Annotated in this window: 18 protein-coding genes; 3 read left to right on the forward strand and 15 right to left on the reverse strand. The window is 69.3% G+C overall.

The genetic code is table 11. The features are described 5' to 3' along the window. Positions 1–68: 68 nt before the first annotated feature. Entirely contained in the window at positions 69–659 is a 591-nt protein-coding gene (locus OHU89_RS44325; RefSeq protein ID WP_405651196.1) for a TetR/AcrR family transcriptional regulator, read from the forward strand. Between the two features lie 49 nt (positions 660–708). Here OHU89_RS44325 and OHU89_RS44330 read toward each other — a convergent pair whose 3' ends face one another. The 11 genes from OHU89_RS44330 to OHU89_RS44380 are packed head-to-tail and all read right to left on the reverse strand — an operon-like array spanning position 709 to position 12,969. Beyond that, positions 709–1,707, reverse strand: a complete 999-nt coding sequence (locus OHU89_RS44330; RefSeq protein WP_405651198.1) for a sugar phosphate isomerase/epimerase family protein — start codon at positions 1,705–1,707, stop codon at positions 709–711. A 27-nt stretch (positions 1,708–1,734) separates the two neighbouring features. Next, the gene (locus OHU89_RS44335; protein WP_405651201.1) at positions 1,735–2,931 is read right to left on the reverse strand and encodes a Gfo/Idh/MocA family protein; all 1,197 of its coding nucleotides are present in this window, start codon (positions 2,929–2,931) and stop codon (positions 1,735–1,737) included. 22 nt (positions 2,932–2,953) lie between these two features. Beyond that, a complete protein-coding gene (locus OHU89_RS44340) occupies positions 2,954–4,450 on the reverse strand; it encodes a CoA-acylating methylmalonate-semialdehyde dehydrogenase (RefSeq protein ID WP_405651203.1) in 1,497 nt (498 codons plus the stop codon). 13 nt (positions 4,451–4,463) lie between these two features. Then, positions 4,464–6,347, reverse strand: a complete 1,884-nt coding sequence (iolD, locus tag OHU89_RS44345; protein ID WP_405651205.1) for a 3D-(3,5/4)-trihydroxycyclohexane-1,2-dione acylhydrolase (decyclizing) — start codon at positions 6,345–6,347, stop codon at positions 4,464–4,466. Next, positions 6,344–7,222 (reverse strand): 5-deoxy-glucuronate isomerase, encoded by an 879-nt coding sequence (gene iolB / locus OHU89_RS44350; protein WP_405651207.1) that lies wholly within the window; start codon positions 7,220–7,222, stop codon positions 6,344–6,346. Before iolB ends, iolD begins: the two co-directional genes overlap by 4 nt. Next, on the reverse strand, positions 7,219–8,091 hold the full coding sequence (locus tag OHU89_RS44355) for an aldolase (protein ID WP_405651209.1): 873 nt from the start codon (positions 8,089–8,091) through the stop codon (positions 7,219–7,221). The genes iolB and OHU89_RS44355 overlap by 4 nt, the downstream gene beginning before the upstream one ends. 4 nt (positions 8,092–8,095) lie before the next feature. Next, the gene (gene iolC / locus OHU89_RS44360; RefSeq protein WP_405651211.1) at positions 8,096–9,076 is read right to left on the reverse strand and encodes a 5-dehydro-2-deoxygluconokinase; all 981 of its coding nucleotides are present in this window, start codon (positions 9,074–9,076) and stop codon (positions 8,096–8,098) included. Between the two features lie 59 nt (positions 9,077–9,135). Further along, positions 9,136–9,993: a sugar phosphate isomerase/epimerase family protein gene (locus tag OHU89_RS44365; protein ID WP_405651214.1), complete on the reverse strand. Its 858-nt coding sequence runs from the start codon at positions 9,991–9,993 to the stop codon at positions 9,136–9,138. After that, entirely contained in the window at positions 9,990–10,865 is an 876-nt protein-coding gene (locus OHU89_RS44370) for an ATP-binding cassette domain-containing protein (protein ID WP_405651217.1), read from the reverse strand. The genes OHU89_RS44365 and OHU89_RS44370 overlap by 4 nt, the downstream gene beginning before the upstream one ends. Positions 10,866–10,873: 8 nt before the next feature. Further along, positions 10,874–11,950 carry an ABC transporter permease gene (locus OHU89_RS44375; RefSeq protein WP_405651220.1) on the reverse strand — a complete coding sequence of 359 codons (1,077 nt, stop codon included), beginning with the start codon at positions 11,948–11,950 and terminating at the stop codon, positions 10,874–10,876. After that, positions 11,950–12,969, reverse strand: a complete 1,020-nt coding sequence (locus OHU89_RS44380) for a sugar ABC transporter substrate-binding protein (protein ID WP_405651223.1) — start codon at positions 12,967–12,969, stop codon at positions 11,950–11,952. Before OHU89_RS44380 ends, OHU89_RS44375 begins: the two co-directional genes overlap by 1 nt. Positions 12,970–13,238: 269 nt before the next feature. Here OHU89_RS44380 and OHU89_RS44385 point away from each other — a divergent pair, with 269 nt between their 5' ends. Further along, positions 13,239–14,270 carry a LacI family DNA-binding transcriptional regulator gene (locus OHU89_RS44385; protein WP_362405135.1) on the forward strand — a complete coding sequence of 344 codons (1,032 nt, stop codon included), beginning with the start codon at positions 13,239–13,241 and terminating at the stop codon, positions 14,268–14,270. 29 nt (positions 14,271–14,299) lie between these two features. Beyond that, positions 14,300–15,193, forward strand: a complete 894-nt coding sequence (locus OHU89_RS44390) for a methyltransferase domain-containing protein (RefSeq protein WP_405651225.1) — start codon at positions 14,300–14,302, stop codon at positions 15,191–15,193. A gap of 52 nt (positions 15,194–15,245) precedes the next feature. Here the strand turns inward: OHU89_RS44390 and OHU89_RS44395 are convergent, their stop codons facing one another. The 4 genes from OHU89_RS44395 to OHU89_RS44410 form a co-directional block, all read right to left on the reverse strand. Further along, positions 15,246–15,770 (reverse strand): class I SAM-dependent methyltransferase, encoded by a 525-nt coding sequence (locus OHU89_RS44395; RefSeq protein ID WP_405651228.1) that lies wholly within the window; start codon positions 15,768–15,770, stop codon positions 15,246–15,248. Between the two features lie 21 nt (positions 15,771–15,791). Next, complete coding sequence (locus OHU89_RS44400) at positions 15,792–16,049, reverse strand: hypothetical protein (RefSeq protein WP_405651230.1); 258 nt, start codon at positions 16,047–16,049, stop codon at positions 15,792–15,794. Between the two features lie 158 nt (positions 16,050–16,207). Then, positions 16,208–17,491, reverse strand: a complete 1,284-nt coding sequence (locus OHU89_RS44405; protein ID WP_405651233.1) for a cytochrome P450 — start codon at positions 17,489–17,491, stop codon at positions 16,208–16,210. Between the two features lie 16 nt (positions 17,492–17,507). Then, the gene (locus OHU89_RS44410) at positions 17,508–18,872 is read right to left on the reverse strand and encodes a glutamine synthetase family protein (protein WP_405651235.1); all 1,365 of its coding nucleotides are present in this window, start codon (positions 18,870–18,872) and stop codon (positions 17,508–17,510) included. Positions 18,873–18,937: the final 65 nt, after the last annotated feature.

The following is an 18,937-nucleotide window of genomic DNA, read 5'->3' on the forward strand; positions in this document are numbered from 1 at the left end:
TAGCCGTCGTTATGACAGCGGTCATAGGGTGGGCGTCGAAGCGCACGACGAAGGGGAGACCGACGACGATGTCCGAACGAGGACCGCGCGAGCGGATGGTCTTCAGCGCGGCCCAGCTCATCCGGCGCGACGGGGTCGCCTCCACCGGTATGCGCGAGGTCGCCGCCCACGCCGGCGCGCCGCGCGGCTCGCTCCAGCACTACTTCCCGGGCGGCAAGGAACAACTGGTCAACGAGGCGGTCGGCTGGGCGGGCCGGTACGCGGGCAAACGCGTCGCCCGTTTCCTCGCAGCCCTGGACGAGCCCACGCCCAGCGCACTGTTCGCCGAGATGGTGCGGCAGTGGACCGACGAGTACGAGGCCGACGGCTTCGCGGGCGGCTGTCCCGTCGCCGCCGCCACGATCGACTGCGCGGAGTCCACCGAGTCCACGCGGGAGGCCGCGTCCGCCGCGTTCGCCACCTGGACCGGACCGGTGGCGCAGGCGCTGGCCGACATGGGCGTACCAGAGCCACGGACCGGGGCTCTGGCCACGCTCATGATCAGCAGTCTGGAAGGGGCCCTCCTCATCGCCCGGGCCGAACGGGACGTCCGCGCCCTGACGACGGTGGCCCGGGAACTCGGCCCCCTCCTCGACGCGGCGGTGACGAAGGGCGACTGAAGCGCGCTCACGTATGGGCCCCTCGGGGCCCATACGTTCCTACGGTCGGTCAGAGGGCCGACGCGGCGCTGTGCAGGTTCTTCGCCGCCAGGGCCAGTCCCTCGGTCTGCGAGTAGGCGGCGTCCTCGTGCTCGATGTTCACCGCCATGTCCGGGTCGATCTCGGCGAGGGCCCGCAGGAACTCCGTCCAGAAGGGGACGTCGTTCCCGAGGCCGACGGCGACGAACTTCCACGCCGGGTTCTCGGGCCAGGCGTTGCACCAGAAGCCGTAACCGGTCGGCACCTTGCCGTCGGCATCGGCCGGCACACGCGTGAACGACGTGTCCAGGACACCGCGGATATCGGCGCCCGGACAGAGCGTCGCGTCCTTCGCGGCCGCGTGGAACACCAACGGACCCAGCCACTTGACGGAGGCGATGACGTCCATGCCCTGCCACATCAGGTGGGACGGATCCATCTCGGCGCCGACGTTCGTCAGACCTCCCGCGTCGACCAGCCGCTTCAGCGTGACCGGGGAGAAGACGAGGTTGTGCGGGTGCATCTCGATGGCGACCCGGACGTCGTTCTCCCGGGCCAGCGCGTCGATCTCCTTCCAGAACTCGACGGCCACGCCCCACTGGTAGTCCAGGACGTCCATGTAGACGCCGTCCCACGGGTTCACGACCCAGGAGGGGTACTTGGCGTCCGGGTCGGAGCCCGGCGTACCCGACATGGTGACGACGTGCCTGATACCGAGCAGACCCGCGAGACGGATGGTGCGGCGCAGGTCGTCGGCGTGCTTGGGGCCCACCCCGGGAAGCGGGTTGAGCGGGTTGCCGTTGCAGTTGAGGCCGGTCAGCTCCATCCCGCGGTCGGCGAAGGCCGCCAGGTACTCCTCGCGCGCGACGGCCGAGGACAGCAGCAGATCCACCGGGCAGTGCGGGGAGGGGATGAAGCCGCCGGTGTTGACCTCCACCGAGGTCAGTCCGTTCTCCTTGAGTATGTCGAGGGCCTCGGCCAGCGGACGGTCGTGCAGACAGGCGGTGTAGGCACCGAGCTTGAGAGCCATACGAGTAGTCCTTCTGTATAAGTGGGGTCAGGCGACGGGCGGAACCGTGACGGCGGCGCCACCGTTCTCGGAGGACTCGACGACGGCCCGGATGATCTCCATCGTCCGCAGCGCGTCGGCGAAGGTGGCACAGGCCGGCAGCGGCTCGGCGACGCCCGCTACCTGGTCGAGGAACGCCCGCGCCTGGTAGGTGAAGTTGTCGCCGTTGCTGGCGCCCACACCTGGCGCTTCCATCGGGACACCGCCCGCGAAGTACGGCATCTGCGGACCGGCGATGACCTGCCGGGCGCCGCGCGTACGCGCCTCGGGCTGCGCGTCGTCGAAGAGGTACTCGGCGGGCCGGTGCTGGTCGAACGCGGCCCGGCCGCCGACGCCCAGCACGTCGAAGAACAGCCCGTTGGGCAGCCCGAACCCGGTGCGCGTCACCGAGAACGTGCCGACGAGCCCCGACTCGAAACGAGCCGTGAAGGACGCGGTGTCCTCGTTCTCGACCTCACCGAACTCGTCCGACACGGGAGCCGCGTTGTGTCCGACGACCGCGCCCAGCGGCAGCGGCCGCTTGGTGATCTGCGTCGACAGCGCGGCACCGGACACCGACACGATGGGCCCGGCGACATACTCCGCGCCATCGATCACGTGCGAGCCGACGTCCCCGAGCGCACCGGAACCGGCACCGCCCCTGAACCGCCAGCTCAACGGCCCGTTGGGGTCGGTCGCGTAGTCACACCAGTAGCGACCGCTGAAGAGCGTCAGGTCCCCCAGCTCGCCCCGCTGCACATGCCCACGAATGGCGGCGATGCCGGGCGAACGACGGAAGGTGTACCCGACCGCGGTCACCACCTCGGCGGAACGCTCCAACTCGGCCATCGCACGGGCGTCTTCGAGCGACCCGGCCAGCGGCTTCTCACACAGCACATGCTTGCCGGCGGCGACCAGCGCTTCCGCGATCGGACGGTGCAGAGCATTTCCTACGACGATGCTGACGGCGTCGATCGACGGGTCCTCGGCAACCGCCTCCCAACTCGGCAGCGCCTTCTCGAAGCCATAACGCCGGGCGGCGTCCTCACCGAGCACACCATTGGCATCGGCTATCGCGGCCAGCCGCACCGGCGGCAGCCCGGCCCCGAAGACCGTGTTGACATTGCGGTAACCGGCGGCGTGACTGCGACCGGCCATACCCGCGCCGATCACGGCGACGGAGATCGGCTTGCTGGACGAGGTCATGACGTGTCCTTAGGAGGTGGGGTCAGTTGGAGGTGGGGAAGTTGAAGCCGGCGGTGATGGGCTGGGCCTGCTGGGGCCAGCGGGTGGTGACGACCTTGGGGCGGGTGTAGAAGCGGATGCCTTCGGGGCCGTGGATGGGGTTGTCGCCGATGAGGGAGTCCTTCCAGCCGCCGAAGGAGTAGTAGGACATCGGGACCGGGACCGGGACATTGACGCCGATCATGCCCACCTTGACGTTGCGCTGGAATCGGCGGGCGGCCTCGCCGGAGGCGGTGAAGAGGGCGGTGCCGTTGCCGTAGGGGTTGGCGTTGATGAGGTCGATCGCCTCGTCGAGGGACTCGGCGCGGATGACGGCCAGCACCGGGCCGAACAGCTCCTCCTTGTAGGCGTCCATCTCGGTGGTGACGTGGTCGAGCAGAGACGGGCCGGTGAAGAAGCCCTCCTCATGCCCGTCGACCTTGAGGCCACGCCCGTCGACGACGACGGTGGCGCCTTGGGTGGCGGCGGTCGCGACGGCGTTCTCGACGCGTTCCTGGGCGGTCTTGGTGACGAGCGGGCCCATGTCGGTGCCGGGTGCGTTGCCGGGGCCGACCGTGATCTCGCGGGCCTTGCTGGTGAGGACCTCGACCAGCCCGTCGGCTGCTTCACCCACCGCCACGGCCACCGAGACGGCCATGCAGCGTTCGCCTGCGGAGCCGTAGGCGCCGGCGGTGATGTGGTTGGCGGCGAATTCGAGGTCGGCGTCGGGGAGGACGACGGCGTGGTTCTTGGCGCCGCCGAGGGCCTGGACGCGCTTGCCGTGGGAGGTGGCCTGCTCGTGGACGTACTTGGCGATGGGGGTGGAGCCGACGAAGGAGACGGCTTCGATGCCGGGGTGGGTGAGGATCGCGTCCACCGCGTCCTTGCCGCCGTGGACGACGTTGAACACGCCGTCCGGGAGGCCCGCGCGCCGGTACAGCTCGGCGACGAAGTTGGCCGCCGACGGGTCGCGCTCACTCGGCTTGAGGATGAAGGTGTTGCCGGTGGCGATGGCGATGGGGTGCATCCACAGCGGCACCATCGCCGGGAAGTTGAAGGGGGTGATGCCGGCGACGACGCCGAGGGGCTGGCGGAAGTTGTGGACGTCGATGCCGCGGGAGACCTGGTCGGAGAAGGATCCCTTCAGCACGTCGCCGAGGCCGCAGGCGAACTCGACCACTTCACGTCCCCGGGTGATCTCCCCGCGGGCGTCGTCGACGGTCTTGCCGTGCTCGGCGGAGATGATCCGGCCCAGCTCTTCCTCGTGCTCCACGAGCAACTGCCGGAAAGCGAACATGACTTGGGTGCGCTGGGTGAGCGACGAGTCGGACCAGGTCTCGAAGGCCTTGGAGGCCGCGGCGACGGCGGTGTCCACGTCGGCGGCGCCGCCGAGGACGACCTGAGCCTGCTCCTGCCCGGTGGCCGGGTTGAAGACCGGCTGACTGGTGGTGGCGGAGCCCGGTGTGGGGGAGCCGTTGATCCAGTGGGGAATGGTGTTCACGGGAGCGGGTTCCTTACAGGTAGTGCCGCTGGGTCTGCTTGTGGGCGGCATAGGTGTCGTGGGCGGTGCGGGTGGTGTCCAGGGCGGAGACTTCGCTGACGGGGACGTCCCACCAGCCGTGGCCGGGTGGGTTGGGGCCGTAGAGGTCGGTCTCGACGTGGACGACGGTGGTGCGAGTTGCGGCCTTGGCCTTCTCCATCGCCGTACGGAACTCGTCGACGGAAGCGGCGTGCAGGACGTCGGCGCCGAGCGATGAGGCGTTGGCGGCGAGGTCGACGGGCAGGACGGCACCGTCGAGCTGGCCCGAATCACCGTCGCGGTAGCGGTACTTGGTGCCGAAGCGCTGCGAGCCGAGTGATTCGGACAGGGCGCCGATGGAGGCGAAGCCGTGGTTCTGGACCAGGACGATGATGACCTTGAGGCCTTCGGAGACCATGGTGACGATCTCCTGGGCCATCATCAGGTAGGAGCCGTCCCCGACCAGGACGACGACCTCACGCGATGGATCAGCCATTTTGGTGCCGACGCCGGCGGCGACTTCGTAGCCCATGCAGGAGTAGGCGTACTCGACGTGGTAGGCCTTCGGGTCCCGGGCCCGCCACAGCTGTTGCAGGTCGCCGGGCATGGAGCCGGCGGCGTTGATGACCACGGCCCGGTCGTCGAGCACGTCATTGAGCGCACCGAGGACTTGTGTCTGCGCCGGCAGAGGGCCGGTATTGCGGTCGGGTGCGAAGCACTCCTCCTCGATCTCCCTTGTACGGGCGATCAGTTGGCGGGTGCGGTCGCGGTACTCCTGGTCCACTTCCCAGTCCGTGAGCGCCCCCGCCAGCGCTTCGATACCGAGCCTCGCATCCGCGACCACGGGTTCCGCGGAGTGCTTGACGGCATCCAGACGGGCGACGTTGAGGTTGACGAAGGCGACGTCCGGGTTGGCGAAGACGGTGTGGCTGGCGGTGGTGAAGTCCGAGTACCGGGTTCCGATCCCGAGCACCACGTCGGCGTCCTTCGCCAGCTCGTTGGCCGCGTGCGATCCCGTCGATCCGATGCCGCCGACCGCGTACGGGTGGTCCCACGGCACCGCGCCCTTGCCCGCGTGGGTGTCCGCGACCGGAATCCCGGTCGCCTCGGCGAAGGCCCGTAGGGCGGTCTCGGCGCCGGAGTAGACGGTGCCGCCGCCCGCCACGATCAGCGGCTTCTTCGCGTGCCGGAGCAGACGCGCGGCCCGCTCGATGGCGGCGGGTTCCGGCACCGGCCGGCCCACGTGCCACACCCGGCGCCGGAAGAAGGAGACCGGCCAGTCGTAGGCCTCCGCCTGCACGTCCTGGGGCAGGGCGAGGGTGACGGCGCCGGTCTCGACCGGGTCGGTCAGTACCCGCATCGCGGCCAGCGCGGCGGGGATGAGCTGTTCGGGCCGCTGGATGCGGTCGAAGTACTTGGAGACGGCGCGGAAGGCGTCGTTGACGGTGACGTCCCCGCCCCTGGTGTCCTCCAGCTGCTGGAGGACGGGGTCGGCGGCGCGGGTGGCGAACATGTCGGAGGGCAGCAGCAGTACCGGCAGCCGGTTGGTGGTCGCGAGGGCCGCGCCGGTGATCATGTTGGTCGAGCCGGGTCCGGTGGAGGCGGTGCAGGCGAAGGTGGCCAGCCGGTCCCGCATCTTCGCGTACGCCACCGACGCGTGGACCATGCCCTGCTCGTTACGCGCCAAGTAGTAGGGCAGATCGGCCTCTTGGGTCACCGCGGCCTGCAGCAGCGCCTGCCCGATGCCGGCCACGTTGCCGTGCCCGAAGATTCCCCACACCCCGGGGATGAGGCGCTGTTCCTGGCCATCGCGCTCGCTGTACTGGTTCGCAAGGAAGCGCACCAGCGCCTGAGCGGTCGTAAGTCGGACGGTGTTCATCGGTCGTGGTTTCCTTCGAAGGGCAGCCGGTCGTCGACGTCCTGGGAGTCCCAGGTGGACCGCACCCAGCGGCGGTCGGGGTCGTCGCAGATCAGCCAGGCGCGGTCCTGTCCCGGGCCGGCCATGACGTTGAGGTAGTAGAGGTCGTAGCCGGGCGCGGCGATCGAGGGCCCGTGCCAGCCGTGCGGGATGAGAACGGTGTCGCCGCAGCGCACCTCGGCGAGCACGTCGACGGGCCGCTCGGGGGTGCCGTAGACCCGCTGGTAGCCGAAGCCGTTCTCGCCGCAGACCTCGAAGTAGTAGATCTCCTCCAGCTGAGACTCGACGCCGGGCCGTGCCTCGTCGTGCTTGTGCGGCGGATACGACGACCAGTTGCCACCCGGCGTGAGAACCTCACACACCAGCAACTGCTCCGCCTCGAACGTCCCCGGCAAGCAGTAGTTGTTGACCTGCCGCGAGCACGCGCCCGCCCCTCGCAACTCCACGGGTACGTCCTCGGCTCGCCCGTACCGAGCGGGGAGGCCACCGCGCTCGGTACGGGCGGACGGCAGCGCGAATCGACCTCCGGTCGCGCTGCTGATCAATGCCTCCGACTCGCGGGGGAGGTACGCGAAGTCGGTGACCGAGGCGAACACGCCTGTCCGACCGGCGAGTTCGAAGGCCATGCCGTCCGTGGTGACGGTGCACGAGCCCGTCATCGGCAGGACCAGGAACTCGGAGTCTCCGGTGGACAGGGCGTGCGCCTCGCCCGGCTTCAGGGTCAGGATCCTGAGGCCGGAGTTTCCCCAGCCCGCCGACTCGGGCGTGACCAGGAGGTCGTATGGGCCGTCGGCCGAAGTCCCCTTCGGCAGGTGGTACTTGCTCGGCGAGGTCACAGCAGACTCACCGCCTTGTCGACCGCACCGGCCACGTCGCCGTTGGACGGGTAGAGCAGGGAGCGGCCGACGACCAGGCCCTGCGCGGTGGGCTGCTTCAGCGCCTTGCCCCAGGACGCGAAGGCGGCTTCCGCGTCCTTGACCTCACCGCCCAGCAGCAGGGCTGGCAGGGTCGAGGAGGCCAGTACCCGCTCCATGTTCTCGACGACCGGGAGCTTCAACCAGGTGTAGGCGGTATGGCGGCCCAGCCCCGAGGCGATGGTGACCGACGTGACCACGGCGTCCGTGGACAGGTCGTTGCTGATCTTTCCGTCCGTCCAGACGGACAGGAACGGCTCGACCATGGCGATGAGTTGTCGGTCATTGAGCTCATTGACCGCGCGCGCGGTTTCGGCGAGGGCGGCCGGGGTGGCAGGGTCGTCGAGGGCGATACGGGTGAGCATCTTGCCGCCGTCGAAGCCCATCGCGGCGATGGTCTCGGCGTCGTACCCGGTGAACCGGTCGTCGATCTCGAAGACCGAACCCGCAAGCCCCGCCCGGTTCATGGACCCGAAGACGCTCTTGCCGTCGAGCACGCCGAGCAGGAGCAGGTCCTCCAGGATGTCGGCGGTGGCCAACACGCCCGTCACGCCCGGCCGTTCCAGTGCGACGCACAGTCGGTCCAGCAGTTCGAAACGGTCGGCCATGGCGGTCGGATCAGCGCCGACCCCGTTGGCGCCCCGTGCGGGATGGTCCGCCGCGATGATCATCGTCTTGCCGTGCTCGCCGAACAGCGAGGTGGCCTTCACACGGCGCGCTGCGGCTGCCGCGATGGCGCCGGGGTTGTTGACCCGGGCCTCCACGATCCGGCTGATGTTGTCGGACAGCACGGCGTCACGCCTTTCGTTCGGTGGAGGCATCGGCTGAGCCGAGGGATGCCTCGTGGAGCTTGGAGTCGACTTCGGCCTCGGTGGGCATCGCGTCGGAGCAGGACAGCCGGCCTGCGACGATCGCGCCGGCGGCATTGGCGAAGGACACCGTGCGAGCGGTGTCCCAGCCGGACAGCAGCCCGTGGCACAGCGCCCCGCCGAACGCGTCCCCGGCACCCAGCCCATTGACGACATCCACGGGGACCGGCGGAATCTCGACCGCCGAGCCGTCGCGGTCCATCGCCAGGACGCCCTTCGGCCCCTGCTTCACCACGGCCAGCTCGACCCCGGCCGCCAGCAGCGCCTTCGCGGCCGCGTACGGCTCCCGCTCGCCGGTGGCCACCTCGCACTCGTCGAGGTTGCCGACGGCGACGGTGGTGTGCCGCAGGGCTTCGGTGTAGTAGGAACGCGCCTCCGCGGGGTTGCTCCAGAACATCGGCCGCCAGTCGAGGTCGAAGACCGTCACCCCCGCCTTCGCCCGGTGCGCCAGCGCCGCCAGCGTGGCCGAACGGCTCGGCTCCTCGCTCAGACCGGTACCGGTCATCCAGAAGATCCGCGCGTCCCGCACCGCGTCCAGGTCGAGCTCGGCAGCCGAGATGTCCAGGTCGGGAGCCTTCGGCAGCCGGTAGAAGTACAACGGGAAGTCATCCGGCGGGAAGATCTCGCAGAACGTCACCGGCGTCGGCGCGCTCCCCGACGTCCCCACGAACCGGCTGTCCACCCCGTACCCGTCCAGGGCCGACCGTACGAAGTCCCCGAACGGGTCGCGGCCGGTCTTGGTGATGACAGCGGAGGTCCGGCCGTACCGCGCGGCGGCCACGGCCACGTTCGTCGGGCTGCCACCCAGGTACTTGCCGAACGAGGTGACCTCCGCCAGTCCCACACCGATCTGGAGCGGATACACATCCACTCCCACCCGGCCCATGGTCAGGACTTCGAACGGCATCACGCTGGGTATCCCTTCTCTGCTTTAAAGCGCTTTAAAAATTGGGCATGAAAGAGCGGTTACTGCGAGGCGCCCAAGTACTCCGCGATCTTTTCGCGCATGAACACCGAGGACTCCTTGGCCCGTTCCTCCCACGCGAAGACGCAGGCGGTCAGCGTGCCGTCGAAGCCGTTGGCGCGCAGCTCGCGGAAGAGCTCGTTGAAGTCGACCTCGCCCTGGCCGATGTCCATGTGCTGGTGGATACGGGCCGGGGTGCCGGGCGGGTTGAGGATGTAGCGGTTGCCCGAGGAGGCGGTGTGGTCGAAGGCGTCGGCCAGGTGGACGTGGGTGAGCAGGTCGCCCGCGTACTCGATGATGCCGGGGGCGTCGTTGCCGATGTGGAAGGTGTGCGGGGCGCAGTAGAGGAAGGTGACGTTGGGGTGGTTGATGCCCCGGATCAGATTGATCGCGTCGTAGCCGTTCTCGATGAAATCGTCCGGGTGTGGCTCCAGGGTGAGCTTGATGCCCTCGCGCTCGAAGACCGGCAACAACTCGTCCAGGGACTTCCAGAACTGCGCCTCGCTGCGGTCGGAGTCCTCGGGGCGGCCGTTGAACTCCGAGATCATGCTGTCCACGCCGAGGTCGGCGGCGATCTGGATGGAGCGCTTCCAGTACCGTACGGCGGCCTGGCGGGCGTCCTCGTCCGGTCCTGACCAGCGGAAGAGCGGCAGCATGGAGGAGATGCCGACGCCCGCGGAGTCCAGCGCCTTACGGAACTTGCGGACGGTTCCGTCGTCCACGCGGGGGTGGCGGAAGAAGGGGATGAAGTCCTCGCGAGGGGACAGCTCGATCCACTCGTAGCCCAACTCGGCTACCACGGAGGGCAGTTCGAGCAGCGGGGTGTTGCGGATCATGTAGGGGTCGAGGGCGATCTTCACGACAGGGTGCCTTCCGGGGTGATGGCGGTGAGGTCTTCCGCTTCCGGGAGCTCCTCAGTGTCGACGCCGCGGACCTGGGACAACTCGTGCTTGAGGGCGGCGAGTTCGGAGCCGCCGGCCATGTGGTTGGTGAGTTCCTCGAGCGTGATGCGGGCGCGCTCGGCGGAGAGTTCGAGGGTGCCGAGGCGCAGGACGCTGAAGTGGTCGCCGACCATGTAGGCGTGGTGGGGGTTGTGGGTGATGAAGATGACGCCGAGGCCGCGGTCGCGGGCGGCGGCGATGTACTTCAGGACCACGCCGGACTGTTTGACGCCGAGGGCGGCGGTGGGCTCGTCGAGGATGAGGACGCGGGCGCCGAAGTAGACGGCGCGGGCGATGGCGACGCACTGGCGCTGTCCGCCGGAGAGGGTGCCGATGGGCTGGTCCATGTCGTCCAGGACGATGCCCATGTTGCGCAGCTCTTCGTCGGCGGTCTTCTTCATCTTCTCGATGTCGAGGCGACGCAACGGCCAGGGGCCCTTGGTGATCTCGGAGCCGAGGAAGAAGTTGCGCCACACCGGTATGAGGGGGACCGTCGCCAGGTCTTGGTAGACGGTGGCGATGCCCTTGTCGAGCGCGTCGCGCGGCGTGGTGAAGCGGACCGGGGAGCCGTCGACGAGGAACTCGCCCGCGGTGTGCTGGTGGAGCCCGGAGATGATTTTGATCAGGGTCGACTTGCCGGCGCCGTTGTCGCCGAGGACGCAGGTGACCTTGCCGGGGTGGACGGACAGGCTCACGCCGTGCAGGGCGTGGATGTTGCCGTACGACTTGCCCGTGGCCTTGAGTTCGACGACGGGGGCGTCTTCACGCGTGATGTCGGGGGTGGTTGTCATGTGATTGGTCACCTCCGGGTCGCCGCGCGGCTGACCCACAGATTGATGAGCGTGGCGCCGAGGAGCATCACGCCGAGGAAGGCCTTGAACCAGTCCGGGTTCCAGCCGGCGTAGACGATGCCCTGCTGCACCATGCCGAACATGAAGGCGCCGAAGACCGGGCCGATCGCCGAGCCGGCACCGCCGGTGAGGAGGCAGCCGCCGATGACTGCCGCGGCTATGTAGATGAGCTCCTGGCCGACGCCTTCGCCGGACTGCACGGTGTTGAAGGCGAACAGCTGGTGCATGCCGACGAACCAGGCACCGAACCCGACCAGCATGAACAGCGAGATCTTCGTGAACGTCACGGGGACACCCACGGCCCGCGCGGAGTCCTTGTTGCCGCCGACGGCGAAGATCCAGTTGCCGTAGCGGGTACGCAGCAGCACCCAGGTGGCCAGGGCGGCGAAGACCAGCCACCACACCACGGTGATCTTGACGTCGACACCGCCGATGTCGAAGGACGAGGCGAACAGCGCCTTGGCCTGGCCGAAGCCCTCCATGTCGCTGATGTCGTCCGTGGCCACGTTGCCGGTGACCAGCTTGGTGACTGCGAGGTTGACGCCCTGGAGGATCAGGAAGGTGCCGAGCGTGATCAGGAAGCTGGGCAGCCCGGTCCTGACGAGCAGCCAGCCGTTGAGGAAGCCGACCGCGAGTGACATGGCCAGGGCGAGGATCACGCCCACCCACACGTTCATCGACAGCTGGTAGCTGATCATGGCCGCGGTGAGGGCCGAGGCGATGACCGCGACGCCGGAGGAGAGGTCGAACTCGCCGCCGATCATCAGCAGTGCCACGGGCAGCGCCATGATCCCGATGGTCGACGACTGGTAGAGGATGTTGGCCATGGAGCCGGCGTCGCGTACCGGTGGCGCCGTGATCAGGAAGAAGACCAGCACCGCGAGGGCGCCGAGGAAGACACCCACTTCGGGCCGGGCGAGCAGCCTGAGCGCCGTCGGGCGCTGTGCGGTGCGCCCGTCGGTCTCCTTGGGGCCGGCGGCCGGCGGTGTGGTCACCGCCGGCTCAGCCTGCTGGGTCATACCCATCACCGGGTGCCCTTCGCGGCGAACCCGGCGACGGCCTCGACGTTGGACTTGTCCACGAAGGCCGGACCGGTCAGCACCGGCTGCTCACCGCCGCCGCTGAAGTTGCCGTTGTTCTTGTAGAGCCAGAGGGAGTCGACGGCCAGGTAGCCCTGGAGGTAGGGCTGCTGGTCGACGGCGAACTCGATGGTGCCGGCCTCGATCGCCTTGACCAGGTCCTTGTTGAGGTCGAAGGTGGCGATCTTCGCCTTGCTGCCGGTCTCGTCCACCGCCTGCACGGCGGTCAGCGCGATCGGCGCGCCCAGGGTGACGACCTCGTCGATGGAGCTGTCCTGCTTGAGCTTCGCCGTGATGGTCGACTTCACGGACGGCATGTCGGTGCCGTTGACGTAGAGGATGTCGGTCTTGCCGCCGAAGGCCTTCTTCACGCCGGCGCAGCGCTGTTCGAGGTTGACGGCGCCCTGGGCCTGGATCACGCACAGGGCGTGCTTGACGCCGGTGCCGTCGATCTTCTTGCCGAGCGCCTCGCCGGAGATCGACTCGTCCTGGCCGAAGAACGACAGCAGGCCCTGCTCCTTCCAGACGTCCAGACCCGCGTTGAGGCCGACCACCGGGATGCCGGCCTTCTCCGCCTTGGCGACGACGTCCTCGAGGGCGTCCGGCTTGGCGAGGGTGACGGCGATGCCGTCGACCTTCTGGTCGATGGCGTTCTGGACCAGGGCCGCCTGGTCGGAGGCGGTCTCGTCGTTGGAGTAGATGAGCTTGATGTTGTCCTTCGCGGCGGCGGCCTCGGCGCCCTTGCGGATGGTGTCCCAGAAGGTGTCGCCGGAGGGCGCGTGGGTGACCAGCGCGATGGTCAGACGGGGGGTGTCGGCCTTGCCGGCGGAGACACCGGCGGCGCTCTCCTCGGCCTTCTTGCCCCCGGAGCTGCTGGAGCAGCCGGCGAGGACCAGGGCGGCCGCGGCGGCCACGGCCACTGCCGGGGCGATTCTGCGGGAACGGGGGAGGGACATACGGCTCATGCGGGGTGCACCTCACTGTGCAGAACTGGGAGGGGAGGGTGGATCACCGTCCGCCGTACGGGCCGGTCGCGGCCGTTTCCAGGGGGCGTGGTGGCGCCTGGAGGCGGAGTCGGAACGGCGCGGGCAGTAGGGATGGCTGCCGCGCTCTCCGGATGACTTCGTTGGAACATCAGGACAATTTAAAGCGCTTTAAGTCCTGGTACTATCAGCCTTGTTTCGTGAGGGTGTCAAGGGTGTTGCACGAGGAGATTTACCGCGGGGAGGCACAGGTGGACGACGGCGAATCCGCGCGTCACCGGAACGGCACGCACAAACGCCCCAGGCTGGAGGACGTGGCCGCCCGGGTGGGCGTCTCCACGGCATCCGTCTCCCTGGTGCTGCGCGGCGTGTCCGGCCCGAGTGAGCGGACCCGGCAGCGTGTCCTGAAAGCGGCGGCCGACCTCGGCTACCAGGTGGACCGCACCGCCAGCACCCTGGCCAGCCGACGCAGCCGGCTGCTCGGCGTCATGGTCGACATCCGCAGCCCCTTCCACGCCGAACTCGTCGAACACCTGCACACCGCGGCCGAAGACGTCGGCTACGACCTCGTCCTGAGCACCCTGACCCGCACCCGCGACGAGCAGACCGCCGTGGAGACGCTGCTGGCCTTCCGCAGCGAGGCGCTGATCCTCCTCGGCCCGACCTCGCCCGCGGACGTGCTCGCCACCCTCGACAACAAGGCCCCCGTCATCGCGGTCGGCCGCCGGATCGCCGACGCCGCCCTGGACGTCGTACGCACCGCGGACGACGACGGCGTCGGCCAGATCATCGACCACCTGGTCGGGCTCGGCCACCGCGAGATCGTCTACGTCGACGGCGGCAAGGGCGTCATCGCCACCGACCGCCGCCGCGGCTACCGCGCAGCGATGCGCCGCCACGGTCTGGACGAGCACATCCGCGTCCTCACCGGCGACCACACCGAAGCGGCCGGTGAGCGCGCCGCCCGCCACCTCCTCGACGGCCCCGAACTCCCCACCGCGGTCGTGGCGTTCAACGACCAGTGCGCCATCGGCGTGCTCGCCGCCCTCGCGCGCGCCGGCGTCTCCGTCCCCGGCCGGATCTCCGTGGTCGGCTACGACGACGACACGCTCTCCCGGCTGAGCTGCTTCAACCTGACCACCGTCAGCCAGAGCGCCCGCGAACAGGCCCGGCACGCGGTGACCGCGGCCGTCGAACGCCTCGACCAGGACCGCACCGAACCCCGTGAGGTCGTCCTGAACCCACGGCTCGTCCTTCGCGGGACCACGGCGGAACCTGCCTGACGTACTGCCCGGGGCACTAGCGTGCTCGCATGGACGATCCCGGTGTTGCTCATGGCTTCACGTCGGTGGACTCGCAGTCCCGGCCCGGCGACTGGGTGCAGGTCCTGGACCGGGTGGCCGCGGAGCCGTTCTACGCCGCCTACAAGCAGCGGTTGCAGGAGTTGCTGCGCCCCGCGGCGGGCGGACTGTTCCTGGAGGTCGGAGCGGGTACGGGGGACGCCGCGCAGGCGCTGCGCTCGCGTTGGAGGGCCGAAGTCGTCGCGGTCGACAACTCCTTGACGATGGTCGCGCAGGCGCGGGAGCGAGGGCTGGCGCATGCCTGCGTCGGGGACGGCCACCGACTGCCGTTCGGCGCTGACCGGTTCGGCGGTGCCTGGGCCGACCGGGTCCTGCAGCATGTCGCCGAGCCCGGCCGGGTGCTGGACGAACTGCTGCGTGTGGTCCGCCCCGGTGGCCGGGTCGCGCTGGCGGACCCCGAGTACGACACCCAGGTCCTCGACATCGACGACCAGGACCTCGCCCGCCGGGTGCTGCGCTTCCGCGCCGACGTACTGCTGCGCAACGGCACACTGGCCCACCGGCACGGCGGCCTTCTCGCGGCGCGTGGTCTCGACGACATCACGGTGGAGGCCCGCACGCTGGTCGTCCGCGATCCGTCGGCGGTCGACCACGTCATGGGCCTGCGCACCTGGGCACACACGGCCGCGGCCCGCGGCCACCTCGATCCGGCGGACGCGGACCGCTTCGTGGTCCAGTTCGACGAGGCCGCGCGTACGGGTTGTTTCACCTACGCCGTCACGTTCTTCCTGACGGCCGGAACGCTCCCCGATGCCCCACAGAGGCCGACCTTGGCCGTCAGGACTTGCGGGCGAGTATCCGGATCCCCTTCGACGTATGCCCGTTCATGGTCCGCACGGGAATGACCCGGGTGTCGACGGTTTCGAACCCGGCGAGAAGAGCGCAGAGCCGTTCGCGCTAGTGATGGCGGCACACGGCACCATCGCTGGTCTCGAACACGCCGTAGCTTCCGTACCGCGTGGCATGGCGGCTGTAGCGGTCGCGGTTGCGCTCGTCGTCCTGCAGCAGAAGGTCACTGATGAAGAGGAGCCCGCCGGGTGCGAGGACGCGGTGCAGCTCGGCGATCAACCGGTGCTGGGCCTCGTCGACGGGGACGCAGGTCAGCACGGCGAAGAGCAGGACCGCGTCGAAGCCGGCGTCCGGACAGGGCACGAGCGGTGGTGTGTCCAGGAGCGCGAAGCGCATTCCGGGGTGCAGGTCGCGGGCCCGGTCGAGCATTCCTGGCGAGGTGTCGACGCCGGTGAGGTCGTCGAAGCCGTGCCGTTCGAGCTCTGCCATCGTGCGGCCGTACCCGCAACCGTAGTCGAGGATTGCGGCCTGTCTGCCGAGGACGTCCAACCAGGGCGCATGGAGCGGGTGCGTGAACGTCTTCGTGGTGGCGGCCGCGTCCCAGTAGGGGACTTGACTGTCGAGCTCGGACATCGCGAGTGCCTCCCGGTAGACCTAGTCGCCGTCGAGATGGATCTCCAGATCCGGCTGCGACGCGCAACGGTGGCCGAGGGCGATCAGATCGTTCAGCAGCCCGACGGTCCCTGGATCCTCACCTTGTGCCCGTGTCGCTTCGAGCTCGGAGATGAACTGCGGCATGTCTTGCACGGTCAGGATCCGGGTCCTGTAAGGGTCCACGCCACTCAACATGGGAAGCCCGCTTCGGGCGCACAGGTCGGCGAAGGTCTCGCCGGATCTCCCCACGGTGGCCATGCGGCGCAGGCTCCGCCCCTTGGAGCTGGTGCCGACCTGAGTGACGTGTACGAGGCTGACGTGCACTCCCACGTGCGCGCTCCCTTCTCCTTGCTACCGGGCGCCATGATGCCTGGTCGGGGAGAAGGAAGCACACGTGAGGGAGCTGCTCCGGACTCTCAGGCGAGGGTGACCTCGACCGGCAGTTTCTTGATGCCGTTGACGAAGTTGGAGCGGACGCGGGGGACGGCGCCGGTCAGTTTGATGTCGGCGATCCTCGGGATGAGCTCCTCGAACATGATGCGGATCTCGGTGCGGGCGAGCAGGTTGCCCAGGCACAGATGAGGGCTGCCCTTGCCGAAGGTGACATGGTCGTTGTGCTGCCGGGTGACGTCGAGGTCGTAGGGGTCGGCGAAGACCGCCTCGTCGCGGTTGCCGGAGGCGTACCACATGACGACCTTGTCGCCCTCCTTGATCCGCTTGCCGCCGAGTTCGACGTCCCGGGTCGCGGTGCGGCGGAAGTGGTAGACCGGGGAGGCCCAGCGCAGGAACTCCTCGACCGCCGTGGGGATCAGGGACGGGTCGGCCTTCAACTTCGCGAGCTGCTCGGGGTGTTGCAGCAGGGCCAGCATGGAGTGGGAGATGGTGTGCCGGGTGGTCTCGTTGCCGGCCACCACCAGGAGCAGGAAGTAGTTGTCGAAGTCCTGCGCGGACAGTGGGATTCCGTCGCGCGGGACCGTGTTGACGAGCTTCGACACCAGGTCCTGGCCGTCGCCGCCGCGCCGCTGCCGCGCCAACTCCCGCCCGTACTCGAACACTTCGATCGACGCGGGGGAGCGGAACGGCAGATCGCGGTACTTCTCGCTCTCCTCGCTGTGCAGCAGTACGTCCGCGTAGTCGGGGTCGGTGTTGCCGATGATGCGGTTGCCCCAGTCGATGAGCTGCTGGTTGTCCTGCGGCGGCACGTCGAGGAGACGGGCCAGCACGTTGATCGGGAAGTCCGCGGCGACATCGGCGACGAAGTCGAACGTGCCCTTGGCGAGAGCCGCGTCCAGGGTCTTCGCCGTCAGTCCGCGCAGGAAGTCGCCGTAGCTGTTGATGACGCTCGCGCCGAACTGCCGCTGGATCACGCTGCGCAGGGCGCGGTGGCGGACACCGTCCATCTCCAGGATGGAGGCGCGCTTCTTGATCTGGTCGTCGTCGACCTCTTCGAGGTTGACGAACCGTGTCGAGGTGAACGTCTCGGCGTCACGGTCGACGGTGGCGATGTCCGCGTGCCGGGTCACCGCCCAGAAGCCGGAGTTGGGGGCCTCCTCGGGCTGCCAGTGCACCGGGTCCTCGTGTCGCAGGGTGTGGAACATCCGCCAGGGCGTGACCCCGTCGGTGAAGTTGTCGAGGTCGGCCAGGTCGATGTCCGACAGGGGCATCGGCTCGTGCACGGCAGGGGTCAGGATCTCGGTCATCGGTGGCTCCTCGGCGTCACAGATGGTAGGCGTACTCGGTGAACTCCCAGTCGGTGACGTGCCGTTGGAAGCGTTCGACCTCGTTGCGCTTGTAGGTCAGGAAGGAGGCGGTGAACTCCTTGCCGAGGACGTCGGCCAGGGCGGTGTCCGCCTCCAGCGCGTCCAGGGCACCGGTCAGGGTCGTCGGCAGCATGGCCGACCGGTCGGTGTCGTAGCCGTAGCCCTCCAGCGGGGCCGGCGGCTCCTCGCCCGCCCGGACCCCGAGCAGGGCGGCGGCGATCGTGCCCGCGATCAGCAGATACGGGTTGGCGCTCGCGTCACCGAGCCGCAGCTCGAGGCGGGCGCCGGAGCCGCGCTCCGGCGGGATGCGGAGCATGGCGCTGCGGTTGTCGAGCCCCCAGTCGATCAGCCAGGGCGCGAGGGTGTCCGGGCCGAAGCGTTTGTACGAGTTCACCGTCGGGTTGGCCAGTGCCGCCAGCGCGGGGGCGTGGGCGAGGATGCCCGCGAGGGCGTGCCGGGCCGTGGCCGAGAGACCGTACGCGCCGGCCGGATCGTCGAAGGCGTTGCGCGCACCTTCTTCGTCGGAGGCCTCGCAGGACAGGTGCAGATGGAAGCCGGAACCGCCCGCGTCGCCGAACGGCTTGGCCATGAAGGTGGCCAGGTTGCCCTCCTTGCGGGCCAGCTCCTTGACGGCCGCCTTGAAGCGGAAGGCGCGGTCGGCGGCGTCCAGGGCCCCGGAGTGGGTCAGGTTGATCTCGTACTGTCCGCCGTCGAACTCGTGGTTGCCGGTGACGACCCCGAGGCCGAGGTCGCGCAGCAGGCGCAGGGTGCGCAACAGGTGGTTGTCGGGGTCGGAGCGCAGCCCGGCGGTGTAGACGGCGCCGGTGGTCTGCGGTGAGCGGCGCCAGCCGGTGGGGGTGCCGGGGGCGGGCTCCAGCAGGAAGTACTCCAGCTCCGGGCCGACGATCGGCCGCAGGCCCTGCTCGGCACACCGTGCCAGGACGGTGCGCAGCAGGTCGCGGGGTGACTCGGGGGCGGGAGCCGAGGTCGCCGGGTCGACGACCTCGCCGAGGCAGGCGGCGACCCCGGGCTCCCAGGGCAGCACGGCGAGCGTCGACAGGTCGGGGCGTACTTGCACGTCCGGAAGGCCGGCGTCCAGGCCGCCCGCGACCGGGACCACATCGCCCTGCGGGGTGGTGTGGTAGACGGCGCGGCAGAAGGCCAGGCCGTGCTCGCAGGCCGTCGGCAGGTGGTCAAGGAGCACGTCACGGGCGCGGTCGGTGCCGATCAGGTCGGGGTAGACCACCCGGACCACGTCGACGCCCTCGGCGGCGAGCCGTTCCATGTGCCGGCGGATCTCTGGGGTGTCGGATGCGCTCACCGATGTCTCCTCAGGCGGATGGGGGGCGTGGGGAAAAGCGGGCCGGGCCGCGGGAAGAGGCGGCG

The sequence above is a fragment of the Streptomyces sp. NBC_00019 genome (assembly GCF_045041015.1).
Classification (GTDB): domain Bacteria; phylum Actinomycetota; class Actinomycetes; order Streptomycetales; family Streptomycetaceae; genus Streptomyces.